Source organism: Cupriavidus basilensis, assembly GCF_000832305.1.
GTDB lineage: Bacteria > Pseudomonadota > Gammaproteobacteria > Burkholderiales > Burkholderiaceae > Cupriavidus > Cupriavidus basilensis_F.
On sequence record NZ_CP010537.1, the window covers coordinates 3,147,128 to 3,170,708 of the forward strand.

The 23,581-nt window shown below is 67.5% G+C and carries 16 protein-coding genes; all 16 read right to left on the bottom strand.

Annotated features, from left to right (window positions below):
• Window positions 1-7: 7 nt before the first annotated feature.
• On the bottom strand, window positions 8-2,476 hold the full coding sequence (locus tag RR42_RS34415; protein ID WP_158408338.1) for a polysaccharide biosynthesis tyrosine autokinase: 2,469 nt from the start codon (window positions 2,474-2,476) through the stop codon (window positions 8-10).
• Between the two features lie 48 nt (window positions 2,477-2,524).
• Entirely contained in the window at window positions 2,525-3,310 is a 786-nt protein-coding gene (locus tag RR42_RS34420; RefSeq protein ID WP_043356591.1) for a Crp/Fnr family transcriptional regulator, read from the bottom strand.
• 57 nt (window positions 3,311-3,367) lie between these two features.
• Window positions 3,368-4,525, bottom strand: a complete 1,158-nt coding sequence (locus tag RR42_RS34425) for a polysaccharide biosynthesis/export family protein (protein WP_043356593.1) — start codon at window positions 4,523-4,525, stop codon at window positions 3,368-3,370.
• Window positions 4,526-4,702: 177 nt separating this feature from the next.
• Complete coding sequence (locus RR42_RS34430; RefSeq protein WP_043356595.1) at window positions 4,703-6,430, bottom strand: FAD-dependent oxidoreductase; 1,728 nt, start codon at window positions 6,428-6,430, stop codon at window positions 4,703-4,705.
• A 148-nt stretch (window positions 6,431-6,578) separates the two neighbouring features.
• Window positions 6,579-7,787 carry a glycosyltransferase gene (locus RR42_RS34435; protein WP_043356596.1) on the bottom strand — a complete coding sequence of 403 codons (1,209 nt, stop codon included), beginning with the start codon at window positions 7,785-7,787 and terminating at the stop codon, window positions 6,579-6,581.
• Window positions 7,784-9,298 (bottom strand): hypothetical protein, encoded by a 1,515-nt coding sequence (locus RR42_RS34440; RefSeq protein ID WP_236702116.1) that lies wholly within the window; start codon window positions 9,296-9,298, stop codon window positions 7,784-7,786. Before RR42_RS34440 ends, RR42_RS34435 begins: the two co-directional genes overlap by 4 nt.
• 13 nt (window positions 9,299-9,311) lie before the next feature.
• Window positions 9,312-10,586: an acyltransferase family protein gene (locus tag RR42_RS34445; RefSeq protein WP_063778476.1), complete on the bottom strand. Its 1,275-nt coding sequence runs from the start codon at window positions 10,584-10,586 to the stop codon at window positions 9,312-9,314.
• Between the two features lie 101 nt (window positions 10,587-10,687).
• Window positions 10,688-11,992, bottom strand: coding sequence for a glycosyltransferase WbuB (locus tag RR42_RS34450; protein ID WP_043358430.1), 1,305 nt, complete (start codon window positions 11,990-11,992; stop codon window positions 10,688-10,690).
• A 209-nt stretch (window positions 11,993-12,201) separates the two neighbouring features.
• Entirely contained in the window at window positions 12,202-13,377 is a 1,176-nt protein-coding gene (locus RR42_RS34455; protein WP_043356598.1) for a glycosyltransferase family 4 protein, read from the bottom strand.
• Window positions 13,378-13,396: 19 nt separating this feature from the next.
• Window positions 13,397-14,386, bottom strand: coding sequence for a GDP-L-fucose synthase family protein (locus RR42_RS34460; RefSeq protein WP_043356601.1), 990 nt, complete (start codon window positions 14,384-14,386; stop codon window positions 13,397-13,399).
• Window positions 14,387-14,391: 5 nt separating this feature from the next.
• A complete protein-coding gene (gene gmd / locus RR42_RS34465; protein WP_043356603.1) occupies window positions 14,392-15,510 on the bottom strand; it encodes a GDP-mannose 4,6-dehydratase in 1,119 nt (372 codons plus the stop codon).
• 65 nt (window positions 15,511-15,575) lie between these two features.
• Window positions 15,576-17,810 (bottom strand): polysaccharide biosynthesis tyrosine autokinase, encoded by a 2,235-nt coding sequence (locus RR42_RS34470; RefSeq protein ID WP_043356605.1) that lies wholly within the window; start codon window positions 17,808-17,810, stop codon window positions 15,576-15,578.
• 85 nt (window positions 17,811-17,895) lie between these two features.
• On the bottom strand, window positions 17,896-19,275 hold the full coding sequence (locus RR42_RS34475; protein WP_043356606.1) for an undecaprenyl-phosphate glucose phosphotransferase: 1,380 nt from the start codon (window positions 19,273-19,275) through the stop codon (window positions 17,896-17,898).
• Window positions 19,276-19,470: 195 nt separating this feature from the next.
• The gene (locus RR42_RS34480; RefSeq protein WP_052495164.1) at window positions 19,471-21,003 is read right to left on the bottom strand and encodes a mannose-1-phosphate guanylyltransferase/mannose-6-phosphate isomerase; all 1,533 of its coding nucleotides are present in this window, start codon (window positions 21,001-21,003) and stop codon (window positions 19,471-19,473) included.
• A 118-nt stretch (window positions 21,004-21,121) separates the two neighbouring features.
• Complete coding sequence (locus RR42_RS34485; RefSeq protein ID WP_043356608.1) at window positions 21,122-22,108, bottom strand: GlxA family transcriptional regulator; 987 nt, start codon at window positions 22,106-22,108, stop codon at window positions 21,122-21,124.
• Window positions 22,109-22,852: 744 nt separating this feature from the next.
• Window positions 22,853-23,542, bottom strand: a complete 690-nt coding sequence (locus tag RR42_RS34490; protein WP_043356609.1) for a PIG-L deacetylase family protein — start codon at window positions 23,540-23,542, stop codon at window positions 22,853-22,855.
• Window positions 23,543-23,581: the final 39 nt, after the last annotated feature.

Genomic DNA, 23,581 nt, shown 5'->3' on the forward strand with positions numbered 1-23,581 from the left:
AGGCGGGTCAGCCGATGCGCCAGGCCGGCACCGTGCCATCCTCCGGCGCGCTCGCGCGCAGGTAGTCGCTGGTCTCGGCGCAGCGCTCCCGGTTGCTCCGGCGCACCTGCACGCCATTGAGCACGCCGCCGATCACGTTGGCGTGGGCCCGGTCCAGGTACTTGAGCGCCTCCGCCACCTTCTCCTGCGGAGTGTTGCCGGCACGCACGAACAGCAGCGTGGCGCCGGCAACGCGGCTGACCAGCGCGGCGTCGGCCACCGCGAGGATGGGGGGCGTATCCACGAGGACCAGGTCAAAGCCCGCGGCGCAGGTGAGCAGCACCTCGCGCAGGGCGGGCAGCATCAGCAGCTCGGATGGATTCGCCGGCCGCGTGCCGGCCGAGAGCAGCCACAGCCCGCCGACAGCGGTGGGCTGGATCGCATCATGCAGCGTGAGGGCCCCGCCCAGCAGGTCGGCCAGCCCCAGCGTGCCCTCCAGGCCGAACTGCCCGGCCACGCGGGCACGGCGCAGGTCGGCGTCGACCACCAGCACGCGCATGCCGGCCTGCGCCGCCAGCACGGCCAGGTTGACCGCGCCAAAGGTCTTGCCCGCGCCTACGCAGGCGCTGGTGATGGCCACGATGTGGTTGGCAGCGCCGTCCATGGCGAAGTGCAGCGACGCGCGCAAGGTGCGCAGCCCCTCAACGGCCGGGGCATGCGGATACTGCCGCGCGAGCAGGTACCGGTCGTGCAGCACCGTGTCTTCACACGCCGCGCCGGGGTGCACCGAAGCGGTGGACACGCAGTGGCGCAGGCTCGCCCGCGCCGCGTCGTCCGTGCCGCGTGCGAGCCGTACCGCCTGGCCCGGCTCGCACACGGACAAGACCGGTGCGCGCAAGGGCCGCGGCTGCGCCAGGCTCTTGCGCTCCAGCTCAAGCTGCTCGGGGCTGAACACGACCTCGCCCACCATCGGCAGCGCCAGGCTCCCTTCGATCGCGGCCGCACTCTGCATGCCCCGGGACGCGCGGCTCTTGAGTACTGCCAGCCCGGAGCCGGCCAACAGGCCCAGCAGCGCCGCCAGGCCCGTCGCCAGCGCCCGATTCGGTCCGACCGGCAGCGCAGGCGCCACCGCAAGGTCCACGAGCCGCACATCGCTGCTCTGGTCGGACTGCGCCAGCGACAGCAGCTGTGCCTGCCGGCGCAAGGACATGTACATGTCCTCGGCCACCTTCACGTCGCGGCTGAGCGCCCCCGACTCCCGCTCCGCCTCGGACAGCCCTTGGCGCCGGCTATCCATGCTGCGCCTGTCGCCGCGCAGTTGCTCGATCTGCTCGTCGATCGCGCGCACTTCCTGGCTCTGCGGCATGTAGTTGCGCAGCAGGCGCGCGCGCTCGAGCCGCAGCCCGGAGATCTGCCGCTGGTACTCGATGCTGCCGCTGAGATAGGACTGGGATTCCTGGGAAGGCTGCAATGACCCGGCGCGCGCGCGGTACCGGGCCAGGGCCGCCTCGGCGGCCTCCAGCTCGGCCTTCACGCGCGGCAGCTCGCTGGAGACGAAATCCAGCTGCTGGTTGTCCTGCTCGCGCCGATGGCCAACCTGCGTATCGACAATCGAGCGCGCCACGGCATTGACCACGGCCGCGGCATGCTCCCGGTCGGCGTCGCGCCAGACGATGCGCACCGCGTCGGCGGCTGCACCCGCGGCCGCGCCAGCCGCGCCGCCCGCCTCCGCGCCATTCGGCCCGGTTGCCGTGGCCGTGCCACGCTGCGCCTCCAGCCTGAGTCCGCGCGCCAGCAGCTCGACAGCCGTGACGGCATCGCGGCGCATCACCACGAACTCGGTCCCCGCGCGCGCGGTGAGCTGCGCCAGCTTGAGCGAAACGCCATTGCCCCGCGCGATGTCGCCGACCTTGCCCGTCAGCAGCACCGCACCGTCCTCGCCCAGCAGGCGAAAGCGCTGGTCGCCCAGCGCCACCAGCGTCAATGGCTGGTTGAGCAGCGCGTCGGGCACGTTGAGGGCGATCAGGTCGATCCGCTCACCACCCCAGGCGTAGGCGGACAGGCTCTCCAGCGGTGCAGCTAGCGGCGTAGAAAGCGGCGTGGAGAGCGCACCGGCCCGTGCACCACCGGCGAACCGCGCCCATAGCGTGCCGGCCACGGGCACCGTGCGCGGGGCCGCGACAATATCGAGCCGGGTTTCCCGCACCACCGGCGCCAGCACCGCGCGGCTGGTCATCGCGTCCGGCCGCAGTGCGTCGGCAGGCTGCCCCGCGTTGGCCGGCGCAAGCCGCCTGGCAGACTCCGGGCGCACCAATACGTCGGCCTGGTACATGGCAGGCAGCGACCACGCGTACAGCGCGCCGCACAGCGCGCCGAACAGCGTGGCGGCGAGGATCCAGCCGGCATGGTCAAGCAGTGCCCGGGCCGTGTCCCAGCGCACGCGGGAACCCGGCTGCCGGGATGCCGGCGACAAGCCCACTTCGGTAAAGGTAATCACGCTCAGTTCCCCCGCATGCACTCCATGCACTCCATGCCCTTCATGCGCTCAGTGCGCGTGATGCGCGCACACAGCCAGCGCGCGGGCGTGTCCCACCCGTTCCGGCAAGGCCGGCCCGTTATCGCCGGTGTACAACAAGCGCCCGTATTCGCGCCTGACGAGGCCGTAGCACTCGCAGGCATGCAGCTCCAGCCGGACCCGGTCGATCACCGTGATGTGGCCGCGGCTGTAGTGGATCAACCCGAGATCTGCCAGTTTCCTGGCGGCCTCGGTCACGCCCTCGCGGCGCACGCCCAGCTTGGTGGCGATGACCTGCTGGGTGATGGCGATCTCGTTCGAGCAAAGCCGGTCGACGGCGAGCAGCAGCCAGCGGCAAACCTGCTGGTTTAGCGAGTGATAGCGGTTGCACACCGCGGTCTGCGCGATCTGCGTGAGCAACGCCTGCACGTACAGCAGCGTCAGCCGCAGGATTGCCGGCGAGCGCAGCAGTTCTTGCCGCAGCTTGTTCGCCGCGAGCCGGTAGCCGAACCCGGGCGTGTGCACCTCCAGCCGGTAGGGCATGGCATTGCCCCCCGTCACCACCGGGATGCCGACCATGCCCTCGTTGCCTGCCGTGGCAATCTCGACGGTGGTGGCGTCCTCCAGGAAGGACAGCATGGAGACGACCGCCGTGGTCGGGAAATACACATGATTGGTATGCTGCCCGCAATCGGTCAGCAGTTGCCCGGGGCGCAGGCGCACCAGTTCGAGGTGGTTGGAGATGGCCTCCCAGTCATCGCGCGGCAAGCCGCGCAGGAGGTGATTGAGGTCCGGCGCTAATCGCTGGCTGTGCATCACGTGTTTCCCCTGCAAGACCCCAACTGCTCACTTGCCTGCCCCGCCAGCCCTGGTTTATTTGCCCAGTTGCTTGGTGAAGAACAGGGTCTGGATGGTCGGCGTGATCTGCTCGAGCACCCGGTTAAAGCGCACGGCATCCGACGTGCCCACATACACCACGTCGAGCGGCTCCATGCGGAACTGCGTCGACAGCAGCAAAGCATCCACCTGTGTCATGTCAAGCCGGTACACGGCCGGCTGGGTCGGGTTCTCGCGCGCGCCGCGGATCACGAAGACCTGGCGCGGGTCGGCAGCGCGGATGTCGATGCTGTTGACGCCGGCGAGCGCGTCGGCCAGCGTGAGGCGGCCCTTGTTCATCAGCAGCGAGGTCGGCTTGACCACTTCGCCCATCACGAAGATCCGGCTGGAGAGCCGGTCGGGCACATTGATGATGTCGCCGCCCTGCAAGAGGAAATCGCCAACGCCATTGCGCCGCTCGGTCAGCGTGTCGAGATCCAGTTCGTAGACCTTGTCGCCGCGCGTCAGCCTGACCTTCTGCACGTCAGCGTCGGGCAAGGTGCCGCCCGTGCGCGCAATGGCGTTGATCATCGAGAGCGGCACATCGGTGACCTGCAGCGATCCGGGGTTCTTCACCAACCCCGTGACGTCGATCCGGCTGTTGCGGTACGACACCACGCGCACGTCGACCCGTGGGTCCCGGATCTCCTTGGACAGCGCCGTGGAGATCATGCTGCGCACCTGCTCGACGGTCTTTCCGCCAACCCGCAGCATGCCCACGGGCGGATAGTAGACCTCGCCGTTGGCGCCGACGCGAAACCCGTTCTGCTCCAGCGGCGCCTGCTGCTGCGCGCCGTCGGCGCCGGGCGCGATCGGCGCGGGCGGCATGTTCGCCGCGCTGGAGCTTAGCTGCGGGTTGTACAGCACCGTGACGCCCAGCAGGTCCTGTGGGCCGATGCGGTACTCGTACTTCGCGATGCTCTGGGCAAGGTCCGCGCCCGTGGCGGGCGTCACCTGGCTGTTGGCCGTGGCGACCGCGTCGATCTGGCGGGAAATCACCGCCGCGTCGATCAGCTGCACCGGGTAGGTTTGCGTGCCAGTCTTGGCGCCGATGTCGTCATGCAGGCGACTCGAGTCCAGCGCAGGGCCCGGCGCCCACGCGCATCCGCCAAGCACGCCGACGAATGCAAGAGCGGGGAAGATCCTGGTTGCCATGGCAGCGCCTCCTTGTCGTGAACCAACTTCAAGTCGTTTGAGGGCGCTGTGCCTGCAACGATCCATCCGGGGTTCCGCCCCCGGACAGCCGCAAGATTCGCGCCAATACCTGGTCTTTATGTACGCTGGGCCACAGTGGCGCAGGCACGCCGGCGCCAAGGCGTAGCCGCCCCGAAGTCACTCCTCCCGCAAGGGCATCAAGCCCTGCGCCGCGCCCGCCAGCGTCATCGCTTGCTCCGGCTCGCGTGCAGGCGCCTTGCGCTGCGGCGTGCCGTCGCTCGCGTAAGTCGCGCACGGCATGCCGAGCTCCCGTGCGATGTGCCCGCCCAGGCGCAATGCCAGCGCAGCAATGGTGATGGTGGGGAAATTCGCGCCAACGGTCGGGAACACCGAACTGCCGGCCACGTAGAGATTCGAGATGCCGTGGACGCGACTATTGCGGTCCACCACTCCCATTGTTGGCGAATCATGCATGCGTGTGGTGCCCATGTGGTGCCAGGTACCTTCGAGCTCGGCCGGCCAGGGCTGGCCCTCCACGGGTGGATCCAGTGCGACTTGCGCCACACCGCTGCTTTGCAGCTCCTGCGCCAGCAGCGCAAAGGTGCGGTCGAAGGTACGCTGCACCAGGCTGCCCACGCGCCAGTGCACGCGCACGCGCGGCACGCCGAGCCGGTCGCGGTGTTCGGACAGCGTCACCCGGCTGTCCGGATCGGGATCGGCCTCCACGATAGCCTGCATCTTGACGTCGGTGATCAGCGAGCGCGGCTGCATCAGCCGCGTCAGCCCGAAGCCCACGGTGTCGACCGGATGCGCGGCCATGGTCAGCAGGTCCCGGGTGAGGCTATGGCCTGGCTGGTCCTTCTTCAACAGTGCCTGCTTGGTGCGGAACAGCGCCTGCGCGCCTTTGCTGCCTTCGCCGTAGAACATCGAGAAGAACCACACCCGCGCATTGAGCAGGCGTTCGCGCTCCAGCACGGCGGGCTTGAGCGCGAGCTGCGAGGAGACATAGGTGCCGTTGGCACTCACCGCCGCGTTCTGGTAGTGGTACTTGATGTCGTAGAGCTTGTTGCGCGCCCATCCCTTGTTGAAGCGGACACTGCCTGACATCAGCCGCGGATGGTCCATGAAATAGCGACCCACCAGGTCCGCGCCATTGCCCAGGCCGGCAGGCTGCACCTTGTTCGATGCCAGCAGCAGGCGCGCGTTTTCGATGCCGCCCGTGGCCAGCACGAACAAGCGCGCCGCCACCTTGATGTGCCGCCCGCTGAGCGTGGCGACCGAGACCGCCGTCACCGACGTGGCGTCAGCATTGGTGCCGATGTCGACCACGTTGGCGTAGAGATACACCTTGACGCGATGCGACTGTTCCAGCGGCTCGCGGTACAGCTTGCCAAAGCGGGCCGGCGGGCTGAACTGCGAGATCGTGTCGCGGATATGCTCGCCGATCAGCGGCAGGCGCCGCACGTCGGGACGGCGGATGGCAGCCTCCCAGTAAGCGGGATCGAAGTTGTTGGGCCCGAGCTTGAGCAGCGCATGGGTGCGTTCGTAGTATGGGGTGAGCTCATCGAGCCCGAACGGCCAGCCGCTGTGCGCCACCCAGCTGCGCTTTTCCAGGTCCCACGGGTCCAGCGGGCGGCACCAGCCGCCCCAGCAATTGCTGCTGCCGCCGAGAAAGCGGCTGCGGCTGCCGTCGGCGAAGGTATAGGGCAGCCCGATGTTCTCGCCGCGATAGAGGTCACGCGTGTCGTCGTCGGCCTTGTAGCCGCCACTCTCCAGCAAGCAGGCATCGATGCCAAGCCGCTGCATCTCCAGCGCCAGCGTGATGCCAGCCACCCCGGCACCAATGATGCAGACGGTGGTATGCACGACGGTGTCCTCTTCGAGCTTTCTGGTGTCGATAAACATCTGCTGCTCCCCCTGCTGGCCGGTTTCAAGACGGATTTCCGCTACCCTTCGCGCTTCCATCTTCGTACGGCGCCCTCGCTCGCGTGCGCCAACATTGCGCTAACCGCGGCCAAGCGCGTGCGTTGCCGGACGCCTCGCGCATCGCGCATCAGGCATCGCGGCCCAGCCACTCGGGCTCCATCACGGCCTGCGCCGGCTCGCCCGACTGCAGCACGCGCAGCAGGTCGCGAGCCATGCTCTCCACGGTGAAGCGCCGGTTGAACGTTGCCTTGGCGCTGGCGCGCATCTGCGCGCGCCGGGCGTCGTCCATCGAGAGCCAGCGCCGCAGCAGCGCCTCGCATCCCTCAACCGTGTCGGGCGCGGCCAGGCCCGCGCCGTCACGCTCGATCTCGCGCCAGATGTTGACCTTGTCGGAGATCAGCGCGGGCACGGCGCAACCCAGCGCCTCGGCCACCGCGATGCCGAAGTTCTCCTGGTGCGATGGCAGCGCGAACACATCGCTGGCGTAGAACGCGCCCCACTTCATCTCTGCGTGCAACATGCCGGGCCAGCTCACGCGTGCGCCAATGCCACGCGCCGCGGCCTGCGACTGCAGTCGCGGCACCCATCCCGCGCTATCGGGGCCCGCGATCACGAGCTGCGCCTGCGGGTCCAGCGCCGCCACGCGGGCAAAGGCGTCGATCAGCAGGTCGCAGCCTTTCTTCTCGTGCACGCGGCCAAGAAACAGGACGATGCGCTTGCCGCGCAGCTCGGGGTAAGCCGCCAGGAAGCGCTCGCGCAACGCCACGCCGCCGGCGTCGTGCTCCGGGGGCGGCGACTGCGTGCCCAGGCTCACGACTGATTCCCTGGCGCGGTACAGCCAGAAGGACTGGCTGGCCAGGCGTCGCTCTTCCTCGGCGGTAAACAACACAGCTCGCGCATCGCGCAGTACGCGGTACTCGGCCCACGGCCAGTAGAGCCACTTCTTCAGGTGCTTGCGCGGGTAGGCGCGCTTGAACCAGGGATCGAGCATGCCGTGCGGGTAGACGTAGTACGGCACCTGCAGCTTGCGCAGCGCGCGCCATGCGCCAAAGCCGTGGTATTGCCACAGGCCGTTGATGATGACCGCGTCGAACTCCTGCGCATGCTCGCGCAGCCAGGGCACCAGCCTGGGCGAGTAGTGGTAGTAGCCGCGCGCGGGCCCCAGCACGTGCAAAGGCAAGGGGAAGTCGGCCAGGTAGGGCGCATCCGGCGGATCGAGCGACAGCACCTCCACGCGATGGCCCTGCGCGACAAGCTGGGCGCTGCCCTGGCGCACGCATTCCACCGGTCCGCCCAGCCTGGGATCGATCGATGAAAGCAGGTGAAGGATGTTCATCGGTCGACTCCTTGCGGGGCAAATCGCAGGCGCTTGGGCGCGCGCTCTGGCTGGTCATCGCCCACCGCGTTGGCAGCCGGCGCGCGGGCTATCGTTGTCGGCATCGGCGCATGGGGCCCGGGCCTGAGCGCGGGCGCCCCCGCCAGCGGGGCTCGCCTGGGCCAGCCCTCTTTTGCCTGTCGCGCCTGGCGCGCGCGTTCGGCCGCCGCCGCGCCCTGCGCGGCGAGCTTCGCGGCCGTCGAGCGGGCCAGCTGCGCATGCGTGGCCACCAGCAGGCCCAGCGCCACGCCGTACACCACGCCGGAAAAGCGCGGGCCCAGCGGATTGCCGCCGATCGACGTGGCCGGCAGCGCCGCCAGCACCAGCAAGGCGCGGCCCATCACGGCCAGGTTGGGCGCGTTCGGCGCCACGCGCCGCCAGTGGCGATAGGCCACGCTGCCGCGATAGAGCGAGAACAGCACGATGGCGGGAAACGCGATGCCGAACAGCAAGCCGCCCGCGAACAACTGGTAGACCCAGAAGTTGTGTCCCGCCGTCCACTCGTTGATGGCATAGAACTCTTTCTCGCTCATCTGCCCGGAGAGTGCCTTCAGGTAAGCGGGCGAGTAACGATAGAAATGCCCGTAGCCTTTGCCGACCATGAGCGACGTCGTGTTCGAGGTGACCTGGTCATACTGGTCCTTGAGCTCGGCGAGCCGGGTGGCGGTGGTCGGGTCGATGCCGGAAGCGGTTGCCTTGCCCGCCGCAATCCGCTGGGTCCAGTGCGCGGCGACGCTCGGAAACAGCTCCGAGCCAATCAACGCGGTGCCGCCTACCAGCACCGTCGTGATGACGACCGCGCGCAGCACGGCCTTGAGCAGATGGCGCAGCGACGCCGCGCTCAGCCACGTGGCAAAGCAGAACAGCAACGCCGTGCCGACCAGCAAGCTGCGCGTGACGCTGAGCATCTCGATGGCCACGGTGCCGATGAACAGCAGCACGGTGAACCTGGTCACGCGCCTGGCAATGACGAACTCGTGCAGCAGCACGCCCTGCGTCGCCAGGAAAACCACCGAGACAATGCGAAAGCGCACCGTCTCCAGCCCGCCCCCCACCGCCATGCCGTAGGCAAAGCTGAACAGCAGCGACGTCACCATGGCGGCGAACATCGCCGACTCGAACTGCCTCAGGCGCGCTTGCGGCCACGGATGGCGAGCGGCCAGGTAGCCGATCAGGAACAGCATGAAGGGCAACAGCACGCGCAGGTAATTGCCGACATCGTTGCCCTGGACCCACTGCGGGACGATGCTGCCCGGCACGGTCAGCAGCAACGCGGCCATGACCACCGAGCTCAGCCGGGTGCGCGTGACAAAGCGCGGCGCGATCAAGGCCAGGGCAATGCCCGCCGCGATCACTGGCAGGGTCAGCAGGATCTGCGTCAGGCGGCTGCCGTTTTCATCGACGCTTTTGAAATCCACTGCCAGCGGGCATAGCATCAGCCATATCCAGAGGGTCGCGAAGCGGTTGCGCATGGCGGGCCCTCCTTCATCCGTTGGAGGCTGGCACCGGCACGGCCGGTGCCTGGGCCGCCGATGCGGGCGGCACCACAGGCGGCACTGCAGGCGGCACTACGGGCAACACTAAGCGCGGGCGCGCCAGCCGGCGCCGCAACTGCCGGCGCATCGGTTCCTCGACATAGCGGTAAATGGCCAGGCTCAGCAAGATGGCCAGCGCCACCGCCAGCCAGCCTGCCTGCTGGCGCCAGCCGGCCAGGTAAGCCATGCGTGCCAGCGGTACGTGAATCAGGTAGAGCGCGAAGCTGGCTTCGCCAAGCGACACCAGCCAGCGCCGGTGCAGCACGCCTGCCACCGGCCGCTCCAGCAAGGCAAGGCCAAGGATCAGCGCGCCAAAGAACGGCGCCTGCAGGTAGAAGGCGGGACTGAGCGGGCGCAGCACCGCCAGCGTGCCGACCGCGCAAACCGCCACCGCCACCAGCCCCATGCCGAGCGTGTGGCGGCTGCCGCCGGCGCCACGCAGCCGCGCGTAGGCAATGCCCGCGCAGACACCAAGCACGAACTCGAAGAGGTGGGTCAGCGGAAACTGCGCCACCAGGAAGCCATGCCTGGACGGCGGCAGCACCGCCAGCAGCAGCGCGATCCAGGCACCTTGCAACAGCCACAGCGCCAGGCACAGCAGCGTCAGCGCGCCGCTGCCGCGCTTTTCCAGCCAGCGCAGCAGCAATGGAAACAAGGCGTAGAAGAACGCCTCGCACGAGATGCTCCAGGCGGGTCCGTTCCAGGGCTGGTTGAGCGCCGAGAACGGCAGCCACGCGGTCAGCGCCAGCAACTGCGCCACGAGGCTCACCGCCAGCATCGCGATGTACGACCCCTTGAGCCCATACCACTCGCGCAACAGTTCGCTGTCGCCCGTATGCAGGAGCCACACCGTCACCGGCAGCGACAACAGCAGCGACAGCACCAGCACCGGGTAGATCCTGGCAAAGCGCGCGGCATAGAACGCGGTGGCGCCGCCTGGCAGGCCGATCTTGTCCCGGTAGGTGAAGGTCAGCACGAAGCCGGACAACACGAAGAACAGCGACACGGCCGGCCGGCCACCATCCGCCATCTGCAGGAACCACTCCGGGCCGTTGAGCACGCCGATCTCGGTGAAATGGCAGAGCACCACGGTCAAGGCCGCCAGGAAGCGGATGCTGGTGAGCGCGGGCAATGTCGCCACGGCGTGGCTTGCGGCGGCCGTGCCGCGAGGCCGCGCCGCCGCCCGGCCTTGTGCTGGCGCCGCGCCTGGTTGTGTCGCTGACATGCCTCACCTCCCCTGTCCTTTCTTGCACTCGGTTCTGCGCCTGCCTTCTTGTTGTTGCGTGCGCGACGCCCGGCCTACGCCGCTTACCGCAACTACCGCGCCTACTCCACCTTCTCCGGCTGCAGTACGTTGGCCGGGAGTTCGTCCCCAACGCGAGGCTCCCCCGCCGACGGCCGGGCCGCGCCTTCGCCGCACAAGGCACGCAGCCTGGCGTCGAAGCGGGACAGCACGGCGGCCGCGGACAGCGTGGCCTCGGCGTAGCCGCGCGCCGCGGCCCCCAGCTCCGCGCGCAGCGCGGGCGACGCCGCGAGCCGCTTGATGGCGCCTGCCAGGGCCTCGACGTCGTCCGGGGGCACCGCGACCCCGCGCGGCGATACCGCCGCGAACAGCTCGGTCCCCGGCAGCGCCATGGCGACGATGGCGCGGCCGCTGGCAAACATGCCGGTCAGCTTGGAGGGCATGACCAGGTCGGCCGCATCGCCGCGCTGGGGCAGCACGTGGATGTCCGCCAGGTTCAACAGCTCATTGAGCCGGTCGACCGGCTGCAGCGGCAGGAAGCGGCAGTTGTCCAGCCCGGCGCAGTGGGTTTCCAGCATCGCCCTGGCCGGGCCGTTGCCGCAGAAGACAAAGGTGATGCCGGCATTGCCGGCCAGTGCGGCAACCGCGCACACCAGGATGTCCAGGCCTTGCTTCTCGCCCATGTTTCCCGCATAGAGCACGACCTTCTGGTCCGGCGGGATGCCGAGCTCCTCGCGATAGGTGCTGGGCCGCTCAAGCGGATGGATGGCGGTGGTGTCCACCCAGTTGGGCAGGCGGAACACGCGCGTGCTGGCCACGCCCTTGCGCACCGCATGCTCGGCCATCTTCTCCGAGATGGTGGACACCACGTCGAAGCGGCGCATCACGAGGCGCTCCATGGCAAGCGCCGCGCGCCGCAGCCTTGCGCCCTTGAGCATGCCCAGCTCGAAAGCCGCATCGACTTCGTAGTCCTGCACGTGGAGCCAGGTCCTGGCGCCGGCCAGGCGCGCCACCACCCATGTGGCGGGCACGCTCATCAGGCTGGGCGCGATCGCCATCACGGCATCCGGGCGCCATGGCACCTGCCTGAGCAAGGACGGCAGCGCGCCAAGCGCGAAGCTGGCGAGGTGCAGCAGGCGCGTGACGCCGCTCGGGCGCGCGGGCACCCACAACGGCGCGCGATGCACCTGGACGCCGCCGCGCAGCTCGCGGGTGTAGCGCCAGGCGGAATATTCCTCGCCCACGCGCCAGCCGGGGTAGTAAGGGGGCGCGCAGACCACGCGGACCTCATGCCCGCTGGCGGCCAGCGCTTCGGCCATCTCGGCAGTGTATTTGCCGATTCCGGTCAGCTCCGGCGCATAGTTCTGTCCGCAGATCAGGATTCTCACGGGACGCTCCATTCGGTTCTGCGTGTGTCATTCCGGCAACTTGACGCCTTCCTCCCGGCCAGCCGGCCGACCAGGGGAACGCCGCGCATGCGGCGAACACGCGCAACCCTGCCTGCAATGGCCGCGAAGGCCATCGCAAGATCAAGACACGCGGCAGGAAGAAGGCGGGCTGGGTACCGGGTACTGGGTACTGGGTCCCGGGTCCTGGCTTAGGTCTGCACGCCCGTTCGCTGATGCACTTGCGGCTCGCTGAGCATCGCGGCGCAGCCGCGCGCGATGTTCGACGCGGCATTCGCCGGATCGAAGCGCCGGATCACGGACAGGCAACGCTCCGCGCTGGCCTGGGTATCCGCGAACGCTGCCAGCGCGCGCGTCATGCCGGACTGCAGCGCAGCGGTACTGCGCGCCGGCACCGCAAACCCGGTCTCGCCCTCGAGCACCAGCTCCGGCACGCAGCCGCAGTTCTCGCTGACCACGGCCGGGCAGCCATGGGCCAGCGCCTCGTTGACCACCAGGCCCCACGGCTCGCTATGGCTGGGCAAGACCATGCAGGCCGCCCGGTAGTACTCCCTGGACAGGCCTTCGTCCTGCAGGCTGCCGACCTGGCATACCGCGGCCTCAAGGCCGAGCTCCGCCGCCATCTGGCGCAGGGTGCCTGCCATCGGCCCGGTGCCGACCAGCCGCAGTGTTGCCGACGGCATCGTCTTGTGCAGGCCAGCGAAGGCTTCCAGCAGCGTGCCCAGCCCCTTTTCTTCCGACAGGCGGCCCACATACAGGAACACGGGCGCACCATCGGCACGATGCTTCAGGCGCTCCTGCAGGGCTTGCTCGGGCTTGTAGGTGGCCGGCATGGCGGCCGCCTGGCAGGGCGTGAAGATCCGCTCCGGCCTGGCGCCGAGCGACATCAGGTACTCGCGGCTACGCTCGCCAAAGCCGAAGTAGCCGTGGCACAGCGAGAAGAACACGCGCTTGGGAATGGAGGTCAGCATGCGCCGCGGCCGGTCCCGCCCGGTGGAGTCGCAAAACACCGCGCGCCGCTTGCCGGTGACGATGCAGGCCAGCAGCATCGCCCAGTATTCGGGGCGGTGGTAGCCCGGCAGCACCACCAGCTCGCCCTTGGCCTTGAGCACTTCCCAGGTCAGGCGCGCAGTCATCTTCCAGCGCGGCACATCTTCATAGCAGCCGGCGTACAGCTGGTGCATGGGATAGTTGTGATACGAGTAATCGACGTCCGAGAAGCCGAGCCGGAAGTGCTCCGTCTCCGCGATCTGCACCATGTCGTAGTGGATCGAGCTTGCCGCAGACTGGCTGTGCAACGCCGAGAACACCGCGCCCTTGTGGCGCGACCAGACTACGTTGTGGAATATCGTGACTGAGCCTGACATTGTTATCTCCTGTTTGCGGTCACTCGATAACGGCACCGCAGAGCGCCGTTGCCCCTGCCTGCCCGACCCTGGGCAACCCCTCTTCCATGCGCCGCGCATACTCCTGGTAGATGGCGGCAATCCCTTCATCAAGGCCGATCGCAGGCCGCCAGCCGATCTGCCCCAGTTTCGAAACATCAAGCAGCTTGCAAGGCGTGCCGTCCGGCTTGGAGGTATCGAACACGAGTTCGCCCTCGAAGCCGGCAATGCGGCAGATCCGCTGCGCCAGCTCGCGGATCGACAGGTCCCGGCCCGTGCCGACGTTGAATACGCCATGCGGCACCTCGCGCTCCAGCAGGAACAGCGTGGCCGACGCGAGGTCATCCACATGCAGGAACTCGCGGCGCGGCTTGCCGGTGCCCCAGATGGTCACGCTTGGGGCGCCTTGCCGGGTTGCCGTGCAGGCCTTGCTGATCAGCGCCGGCAGCACGTGGCTGGTGGCGAGGTCGTAGTTGTCGTTGGGGCCGTACAGGTTGGTCGGCATCACCGAGAGATAGCGGGTGCCGAACTGCCGGTTGTAGGCCTCGCAGAGTTTCAGCCCGGCGATCTTGGCGATCGCGTAGGCCTCGTTGGTGGGCTCCAGCGCGCCCGTCAGCAGGTACTCCTCGCGGATGGGCTGCGCGCAGTCGCGTGGATAGATGCAGGACGAGCCAAAGAACACCAGCCGCCCCACGCCCGCCTGGTACGCGGCGTGGATCACGTTGGTCTCGATGACCAGGTTCTCGTACAGGAAGCTGGCCGGGCGCGTGGCATTGGCAAGGATGCCGCCGACGCGCGCCGCGGCCAGCAGCACCACCTCGATGCCCTCGTCGGCAAAAAAGCGGTGCACCGCGCCCTGGTCCGTCAGGTCCAGCTCGGCGCGGTCCCGCGTCACCAGGTTGCGGTAGCCATCGGCCCGCAGCCGCCGCACCAGCGCGGAGCCCACCATGCCGTTGTGGCCTGCGATAAAGAAGACTGTGTTCTTGTCCATGGTGCTTACTCGTGGTGTTCCAGCGCCTGGAAGCCGGCCAGCGTCACCAGCGCATCGCGCCGGGCGATCTGGAAGTCGGCGCGGACCATCTCCTTGACCAGCCTGGAGAACGGCGTTCGCGGCGCCCAGCCCAGCTTGGCGTGGGCCTTGGACGGGTCGCCCAGCAAGGTCTCCACCTCGGTGGGCCGGAAGTACGCCGGATCCACGCGCACGATCACCTTGCCCGGGGTGAGCTTGGTTTCCTTGCCCTTGACCGACTCCACGATCCCGACCTCATCCACGCCGCTACCCTCGAATCGCACGGTGACACCGAGCTCGGCAGCGGCGCACTGGACGAACTCGCGCACGCTGTACTGCTCGCCGCTGGCGATCACGAAGTCTTCCGGCTGGTCCTGCTGCAGCATCAGCCATTGCATCTCCACGTAGTCGCGTGCATGGCCCCAGTCACGCAGCGCGGACAGGTTGCCCAGGTAGAACTCGTCCTGCAGCCCGACCGCGATGCGCGAGATCGCCCGCGTGATCTTGCGGGTGACGAAGGTCTCGCCGCGCACCGGAGACTCATGATTGAAGAGGATGCCGTTGCAGGCGTACATGCCGTAGGCCTCGCGGTAGTTGACCGTGATCCAGTAGGCATAGAGCTTGGCCACCGCGTATGGGCTGCGCGGATAGAACGGCGTGGTCTCCTTCTGCGGGATCTCCTGCACCAGCCCGTACAGCTCGGAGGTGGAAGCCTGGTAGAAGCGCGTCTTTTTCTGCAGCCCGAGGATACGGATCGCCTCCAGGATGCGCAGCGTGCCAAGGCCGTCGGCATTGGCCGTGTACTCGGGCTCCTCGAACGAGACGGCCACATGGCTCTGGGCCGCCAGGTTGTAGATCTCGTCGGGCATCACCTGCTGGATGACGCGCAGCATGCTGGTGGCGTCCGTCAGGTCACCGTGGTGCAAGAAGAAGTGCCGGTCGGGATCGTGCCGCTCGCGGTAAAGGTGATCGATGCGGTCCGTATTGAACAGGGAGGTGCGGCGCTTGATGCCGTGCACGTCGTATCCCTTTTCGAGCAGCAACTCAGCCAGATAGGAACCGTCCTGCCCGGTAACACCAGTGATCAGAGCAACCTTGCGCGTCATTGTCGTTCTCCCGCCTTGCGTTGGTAATGCTTGGTATGGATGTCGAGCGAGCGGCCCCCGCGGCCTTACTTCACCCGTCCTTCGTAGCCGTAGTACTCGGTGTAGCCGGTGCGCAGCAGCAGTGGCGGCTTGGGGACGTCGGTCAGCAGCACGCCATGCAGCGTCACGCCGCCGCTGGTCAGGCGCCGCGCGGTCTCGGTGACCTCGGCCGCGGAATGCCGGCCGTGGCGCACCACCAGCAAGGTGGTGCCCGCGTGCCGCCCGAGCAGCGTGGCATCCGTGACCGCAAGCACGGGCGGCGTGTCGATGATGACCATGTCGTAGCGTTGCTTGAACAGGTCCAGCGTGGCGTGGAAGCGATCGCTCATCAGCAGCTCCGCCGGATCGGGCGGCAAGCTGCCGCGGGTCAGCACATCCAGGCCCGGCAGCACCTCGCGGATCACCACGGAGTCGATGTCCGTGCCCATCAGCGTGTCCGAGAGTCCCGGCACCTGCGACAGCCCGAAATGCACGTGAACCTCGCCGCGCCGCATGTCGCCATCGATCAGCAGCACGCGCTTGCGCCCGGACGCCACCAGCGCGGCCAGGTTCACGGACAGGAACGACTTGCCGGCATCCTGGCGCGATCCGGTCAGCATCACGACGTTGTCGCGGGCGGTGTGCAGCGCGTACTGCAGCGTGGTGCGCAAAGCGCGCACGCCTTCCACCGCGATGTCGTCCGGCGCGCGTGCCGCCAGCACGCCCAGCCCGCTGCTGCCGGAGGCGCGCAGCTCGCGCTGCAGGCGCAGCTGCGTCTGGCTGCGCGGCACCACCGCGCAGACCGGCACGCCCAGCATCCGCTCGATCTCTTCCGGATGCTCCACGCCGCCATACAGGGCCTTGCGCAGGAAGGCCAGCAAAGCCCCCAGCACCAGGCCGACGCCGCCGCTGATCAGCACCAGCATGGCGCGTTGCGGGCGGATCGGATCGTCCGCGGGTTCGGCGAAGTCCACCACGCGCACGTTGCCGACCTGGCCCGCCTTGATGATGCGCAGTTGCTGCGCGTTGTTGAGCAGGTTGGTATAGAGCTCGGTATCCACGCGCACGTCGCGCTCCAGACGCAGTGCGGTCTGCTCGGTATCCGGCAACACGGAGACGCTGCGGCGCAGCGTGCTCTGCTGCGCGCTCAGCGTTTCGATCTGCGCCATCAGCGCCACCACGGCCGGGTTGGCGTCGGTGTAGCGCGTGCGGATCTCGGCCAGCCGCGTCTGCAAGCGGGCCAGGCTGGTCTTGTTTTCCACAATCTGCTGCAGCAGCAGCCGGCTTTCCTCGCCGAGGTTGACGGTGCCCTGCCGATTGCGAAACGAGTTGTAGCGCTCCTCGGCCAGGTCGAGCTCCTTGCGCAGCGCCGGCAGCTGCTGGTCCAGGAACGCCAGCGTGTGCTCGGCTTCGGCGGAGCGCCGGCCAATGTCCTGCTGGACGAACTGGCGCGCGACGGTGTTGACGATGTCCGCGGTGAGCTTGGGGTCCGGCCCTTCCAGGCTGGCGCGGATGATGCCGGACTGCAAGGCGGACTCGGCCACCACGAGCGCACGCTGGATACGCTCGACCGTGCCAATGGTGGATGCGCGCACCAGCTCGAACCGCGACCCGCCGCGCCCCACCAGCGCATCCACGCGGATGTGCACCGGGCCCAGCGCGGTGGTGCCTTCGGCCTCCTCGCCAACCCGGCCCTGCAGCACCGTATTGCCTTCAGGATCCCGCAGGGTATAGGTGTGCGCGCTGTCGGCGATCAGCGTGAACACCTTGCCGTAGTACTTCTGCGGCGTGTCGAGCCGCGAGAGCGTGATGGATTCCGCGCCCCATGCGTACTGCGACAGGCCGAGCAGTTCAGTGGGCGGCGCCAGCCCGCTGTTGTACGCCGCCAGCCACGCGCCGATCACCGGGAAGTAGCGTGGCCTGGCCGCGATATCCAGATGCAGCTTGCGCACCGCCTCCTCCACCACCAGGCGGGACCGGATCAGCTCGATCTCGGCCGCCGTGGAGGAGTTGGGATCGAAGATCGACGACAGCGTCTGCAGCGACGAGCCCTGGTTGGCATTGGCGGCGTTGCCGCCCTTGCTTTCCTCCACCTGGATCATGGCGTCGGCGCGGTAGACCGGCTTCTGCAGCAAGGCATAGACGGTGCCAAGCACCAGCGCCAGCAGGGTGACGGCGGCAATCATGCGCCAGTGGTCAACCAGCGTCACCAGGTAGTCGGACAGCCGAAGCTCGGCCGGGCCGCCGACATCGGTGTATTGGGTGTCGAATGAGGTAGCCATGTCTTGTTGACTTCCATCTAACTATCGCTTCCCGCCGGCAACGCTCCTGCGCGTGCCGCGGCCCCGTGCTTGCGTTCCGTACGGCTCAGTAAGCGTTGCGATGCACCAGGCCCTTGACCACCGTCGCGGCAATGATCCGCATATCGAGCGCGAACGACCAGTTGCCCAGGTAGTACAGGTCGCAGGCGATGCGGCCTTCCATCTTTTCGATGCGATCCGTCTCGCCGCGGTAGCCGTTTACCTGGGCCCAGCCGGTAATGCCTGGCTTGACGCGGTAGCGGTGGATGTAGCCGCTGACCAGCTTCTGGTACTGGTCGTCATGCTCGATGGCATGCGGGCGCGGCCCCACCACCGACATGTCGCCGCGCAGCACGTTGAAGAATTGCGGCAACTCATCCAGGCTGGTGCGCCGCAGGAACGCGCCCACGCGCGTGATGCGCGGATCGCCGCGCTTGGCCTGGGTCACCACGCCGGGCGCCTCGGCATGCGTGCGCATGGAGCGGAACTTGTAGATGGTAAAGATGCGCCCGTCTGTGCTCTTGCGCTTTTGCCTGAACAGTACCGGCCCGCGCGACGATAGCTTGACGGCAATGGCGATCGCAATCAGCAGCGGCGACAGGCCGATCAGCGCGGCCGCGGCAAAAAGGCGGTCGAACACGTCCTTCTGGCGCAGCGCAGTGGCCGATAGCGGCGACGCCACCAGGTTGATGGCGGGCATGCCGATCAGCTCGATGGTGCCGCTGTCGAACAACGCCAGGCTGTGCAGGTCCGGCATGAAACGGACATTGACCAGTTCGTCGCGGAACTCCTCCACGAACTCCAGGATGACGCGCTCCTCGGACAGCGGCAGCGCCAGCCACAGTTCGTGGATATCCTGCGAGCGGATATAGCGGTGGAAGGCGGCGCGATCGTCGAACGTCGGCACCTTCGCATTGAGGCTGCCGCCCTGCGGCGCCACGTTGAACGCCGCCACCACGCGAAAGCCCGAGGCAGGCGCGGCCACGCCGCGCCGGATGACCGCGCTGCAATGCGCACCGCAGCCGACCACGGCGACCTTGTGCAGGTTCATGCCTGCGCTGCGTACCTGGCCCAGCACCGCATGGGTCATCAGGCGCGACACGATCAGCATGGCACCGGTGGAACCCGTCCAGTAGACGAACCACAGGCGCGAGATGATGTCGATATGGTGCAACGAGAACAACACCATGACGCCGCTGAACTGCACCAGCAGCCAGGCCAGCGCGATATGGCCGGCCAGCCCGATCTTGGAGCGTCCGCGCCAGGACTCGTAGATGCCGAAGGCAGGAAACAGGGCCAGCGTGAACGCGACGGAGAGCGCGATGAACACGTCGTAGAACGTGCGCTGCGACATGTCGTTGAAGCGCATGTGCGAGGCAATCGCGGCACCGGCAAACACCAGCGCGACATCCAGAAGGCGCGCCAGCAACCCTTCGATCTTGAGCATGTTCCTCTCCCCGTTCTTCCCAGCCTTTTCGCGTTTCTTCACCACTCGTTGCCTGACTGCCTTCTTTACTTCCTTCACGTCGCATCGCAGCGCGTCACATCACGCTTTTCTGCCGCGCCGGACGCGACCTCCCCATGGTCGCGCCCGGCGGTGCTCGCGTGGCCCGGCGGTCCTTCGGTCCTTGTTCCTGACGCCTTATGTTTGTGGTCCCGGGCAGCGGCCGTAGGTATCGTCCACGCGCACGATGTCGTCTTCACCCAGGTAGCCGCCGGACTGGATCTCGATGATCTCCAGCGGGAGCTTTCCGGGGTTCTCCAGGCGATGCAGCACGCCGAGCGGAATAAAGGTGGACTGGTTCTCGCTGAGCAGGAACTGCTCTTCGCCGCGCGTGACCATCGCCGTGCCGCTGACCACCACCCAATGCTCGGCCCGATGGTGATGCAACTGCAGCGACAGGCGCGCGCCCGGCTGCACCACGATGCGCTTGACCTGGAAGCGATCGCCATGCTCGATGGAGTCATAGAAGCCCCAGGGCCTGCGTACCTTGCGGTGGGTGTCGGCCTCCGGCGCGTGCAGGATCTTCATGCGCGCGACCACATCCTTGACGTCCTGCACGTGCGAGCGATCCACCACCAGCACCGCGTCAGCTGTCTCTACCACCACGATGTTGCTGGTCCCGACGCATGCCACCAGGCGCCCGTCGGAGTGGACATAGCTGGAGTGCGCACCTTCGAACACCACGCGGCCGCGCCCGGCGTTGCCTTCGGCGTCCTTGTCCATGGCATCCCACACCGCGTCCCACGAGCCCAGGTCCGACCAGCCCGCCTCCAGCGGCACCACCACGCCCCGGCACGGCGAGGCCGGGTTGTCCAGGCGCTCCATCACGGCGTAGTCGATCGAGTCCGACGGGCTCAGGAAGAACTGCCGCGACGCGGGCCGGAAGAACTGGCCCTCTTGCTTGCCTTCGGCCACCGACGCGACGCACATCTCGTGGATGGCGGGATGCAATGCCTCGATCGCCTGCATCCAGACCGTGGCGCGCACGACAAAGATGCCGCTGTTCCACCAGTAGTTGCCGCTGGCCACGTACTGCGCGGCAAGCTCGATGGCCGGCTTCTCGACGAAACGCTCCATGCGGCGCACGCCGTCGGGCAGCATCTCGCCAAGCTTGATGTAGCCATAGCCCGTGTCGGGCCGCGTGGGCGGCACGCCAAGGGTGACGATGGCCCCCTCGCTGGCATGGGCGGCCGCGATCGACAGCGCCTGGTGAAAGGCGCAGGTATCGGGAATCGCATGGTCGGCCGGCATGACCACCAGGATTGCGTCCTGGCCGTCGGCCAGCGCCAGCGATGCGGCCAGCGTGAGTGCGGGCGCCGTATTGCGCCGGACCGGCTCCACCACCAGCCGGCCTTGCATGCCGCTGGCCTGCAATTGTTCGCTGGTGATAAAGCGATGCTCGTCGCCGCAGACGATGATGGCGCTGGGCTCGATCTCGTGGCCGGCGGAGAAACCCTGCATGCGCAGCAGCGTGGACTGCAGCAGCGAGTCCTTGCCAACCAGGTCGATCAGTTGCTTGGGGAAATGCTCCCGCGACAGCGGCCACAGCCGCGTGCCCGCGCCGCCGGCCAGCACCACGGGCGCAATGCGCAAGCGCACGGGGGCGCCCGGCGCCACCGCGGCGGTGTCCCCGGGTTGCGCGGCAACAGGCTCGCGTACATTTTTCGACATGATCCAGCCCTCCCTGCTCGGGCGCCGCGCGCTTGCGCAGGCGGCCCGTGGTGCCAATCGTCTACGCGGGGGCGCGGACCTGCAGGCCCGCACATACGCCGCCGCGCCCGCATGCCTGCTAACCCACTGCGCCGACCTTGCTGCGCTGACGATATTCCGTTGGGGAAATCGACATGCGCTTGCGGAAGATCTTGGCCAGCCGGTCGCCATTGCCCATGCCGCAGCGCCGCGCCACCTTGTCGACAGGCAGCTCCGTCTCGGCCAGGAAACTGCACGCGGTGTCCAGGCGGGCGTGCAGCAGGTAGTCGGACGGCGTCACGCCCATTTCCAGCTTGAAGCGGCGCAGGAAGTTGCGCTCGCTCATGGCCGCCACCTGCGCGGCATCGGACACCGAGATCGATTGCTCGCAGTGCTCATGCAGCCAGCGCGCGGCCGCGCGGATCTTGTCGCCCGCGCTGGTCGCACCGGTATCCGCGAGCCTGGGCATCAGGCGGGCGGTCCAGGCGGGCATCACCCGGGTACCGACCGCGCGCGCCACGTCCAGGCCGAGATCGCGCTTGATCAGCGTCAGCGCGCCCCTGACGAGTTCGTACTGCTCGCCGGACTCGTCCGAGGCATGCTGCCCGAACACGGGATGGCGATGCTCGTCCTCGTGCGGCTTGAGCACGCCGGCTGCCGCCAGCACCGCACGGCCTTCGGCGATGGGCCGCACCGTGGGCGTGCGGGGGGAGACAACGCGCAGCCAGCGCAGCAGCCGCTCGTCCGCCGCGGCGGCATGGGCGCCCGCCCCACCGGCGATAAAGAGCACATCGAAGCCGATGAACTGGCGCGGATCGAGTCCGTCGGTCCAGACCCGTACAGACGCGGAGCAGGCGACGCTGCCTCCGTCGACGGAAAGCAGGCGCACGTCATAAGCGGCTTCTTTCGCGGGATCGGACGCGGCGCATTCATTAGCGGTCTGGAATAGTTCAGCCACCAAACCCGCGCCCAATAATGAAAAACCATCGAACAGTAAAATGCCGACGCGCCGCGCGGCGCACTTTGAACGGTTAGTTGAGGCATGAAGCCAACTAACCGTTGCGGGCTCAAGTTGGGCGTACGGCATGATTTCCCCCCAAAAAAAATGTTGATCCGTTCTTGCGCGAATTTATTGGTGTTGCAATGCATCGTAGCGATCCCGAATCCGAGAAATATGTCCGTGTCGGAAAGTAGCGAGATGTTGGCGGAAGGCATCCGCCCGCTCCAAAATTCTACGCAAGACGTTGCAGGAACGGCCTTTTCCGGGTAGAGGCCTCGTCTCTCATCGCTTGTCCCGGCGCGCTGTCCTGCAACTGGCTACTACTCTATGAGGGATGATGCATCGCAGCAAACACTGCACCAATCCGTGCGTTGGCTACCGAACATAAGGGTCGGAAAGGGTGCATGAGAGCGGGAATCCGACATTAATTTCACGATTTCCGGCAGGTCCTCACCCACACCGGATAACATAAGAATCATTTCTAAACATTAAAAATTATGACAAATTAACTAACGCATCGGACCAGCAACGAGGATATATCGCGCAATGGCCACCCCGGATTTTCTCTGTCGCCGCTTCGATTAATGAAATAATTGCGGCCGCCCGGGACGCAACATGGCTTCGACGTCACAACACAGACGGCTTTGTTGACCTGGGGGACTGAAGAACGGCGCGAGCGCGCGCCGGCGGCCGGGTACCTGGCCCGGCGCAGCCGGGTGACTTGCGCGGTTGGCGCGAGCGTGCCGGACTAGTCTGCCGGCGCCGCAGTGCGCAACACGGCACGTCGCACCCGGCCCCGTGCATGCGCAAATCTGGGGCAGCAGGCCAACTTCATCCCGGCCAGCGCGCGCGCATGATGTGCAGCACTTCCGCCAGCGCGAAGCCGGCTTCCGCACCTCGCCACTGCGCCAGCGCCGTGACACCTTCGATGCTGACCAGGTGCCCGGCACCGTCATGCATTTGCGAGCGGTGCCTGCGCAACGCCTCCACCTTGCGCGGCCACGTGGCGCTGACATCGATATAGAGCGAGCCGCCCAAGGGATTGACGATGCCGCCACCGCCCCAGCACGTGGCCGGATACTCATAGGCCGCCACCAGGCGGGGGGCATGCTTGGCGGGGTTCAGGCGCGTGGCGGCAATGCCGGTCTCCCAGCAATAGCGGTGATCCTGGTGCGAAGACGACAACGGAATCAGCACCTCATCGGGCTCAAAGCGGTTCTGCAGCGCGTCCAGCATGCCGACCATCTGCGCGCGCGGGAAGCTGTCGAGCACGCCGTCGAGCCCCGTGGTGAGGACCTCGGTCGTCTGTACACCAAGCACGGACATCGATTCGGAGAATTCGTCCAACCGTTCCTGTTCGGTCACCTCGCGGCCAAGGCAGAGCGACCGGCTCTTTCCTACCGTGGCCAGGGCCACCATCACTTCGCCGCCCGCGTCGATGACCCGGGCCAGGTAGGCGCCCACGCCCAGCTCCGCATCGTCCGCGTGCGGGCTCAGCACCAGTACACGTTTGCGTTCCATATCTCCTCCCGCTTTTATCCCGTGATGCCAGGCGCCCAA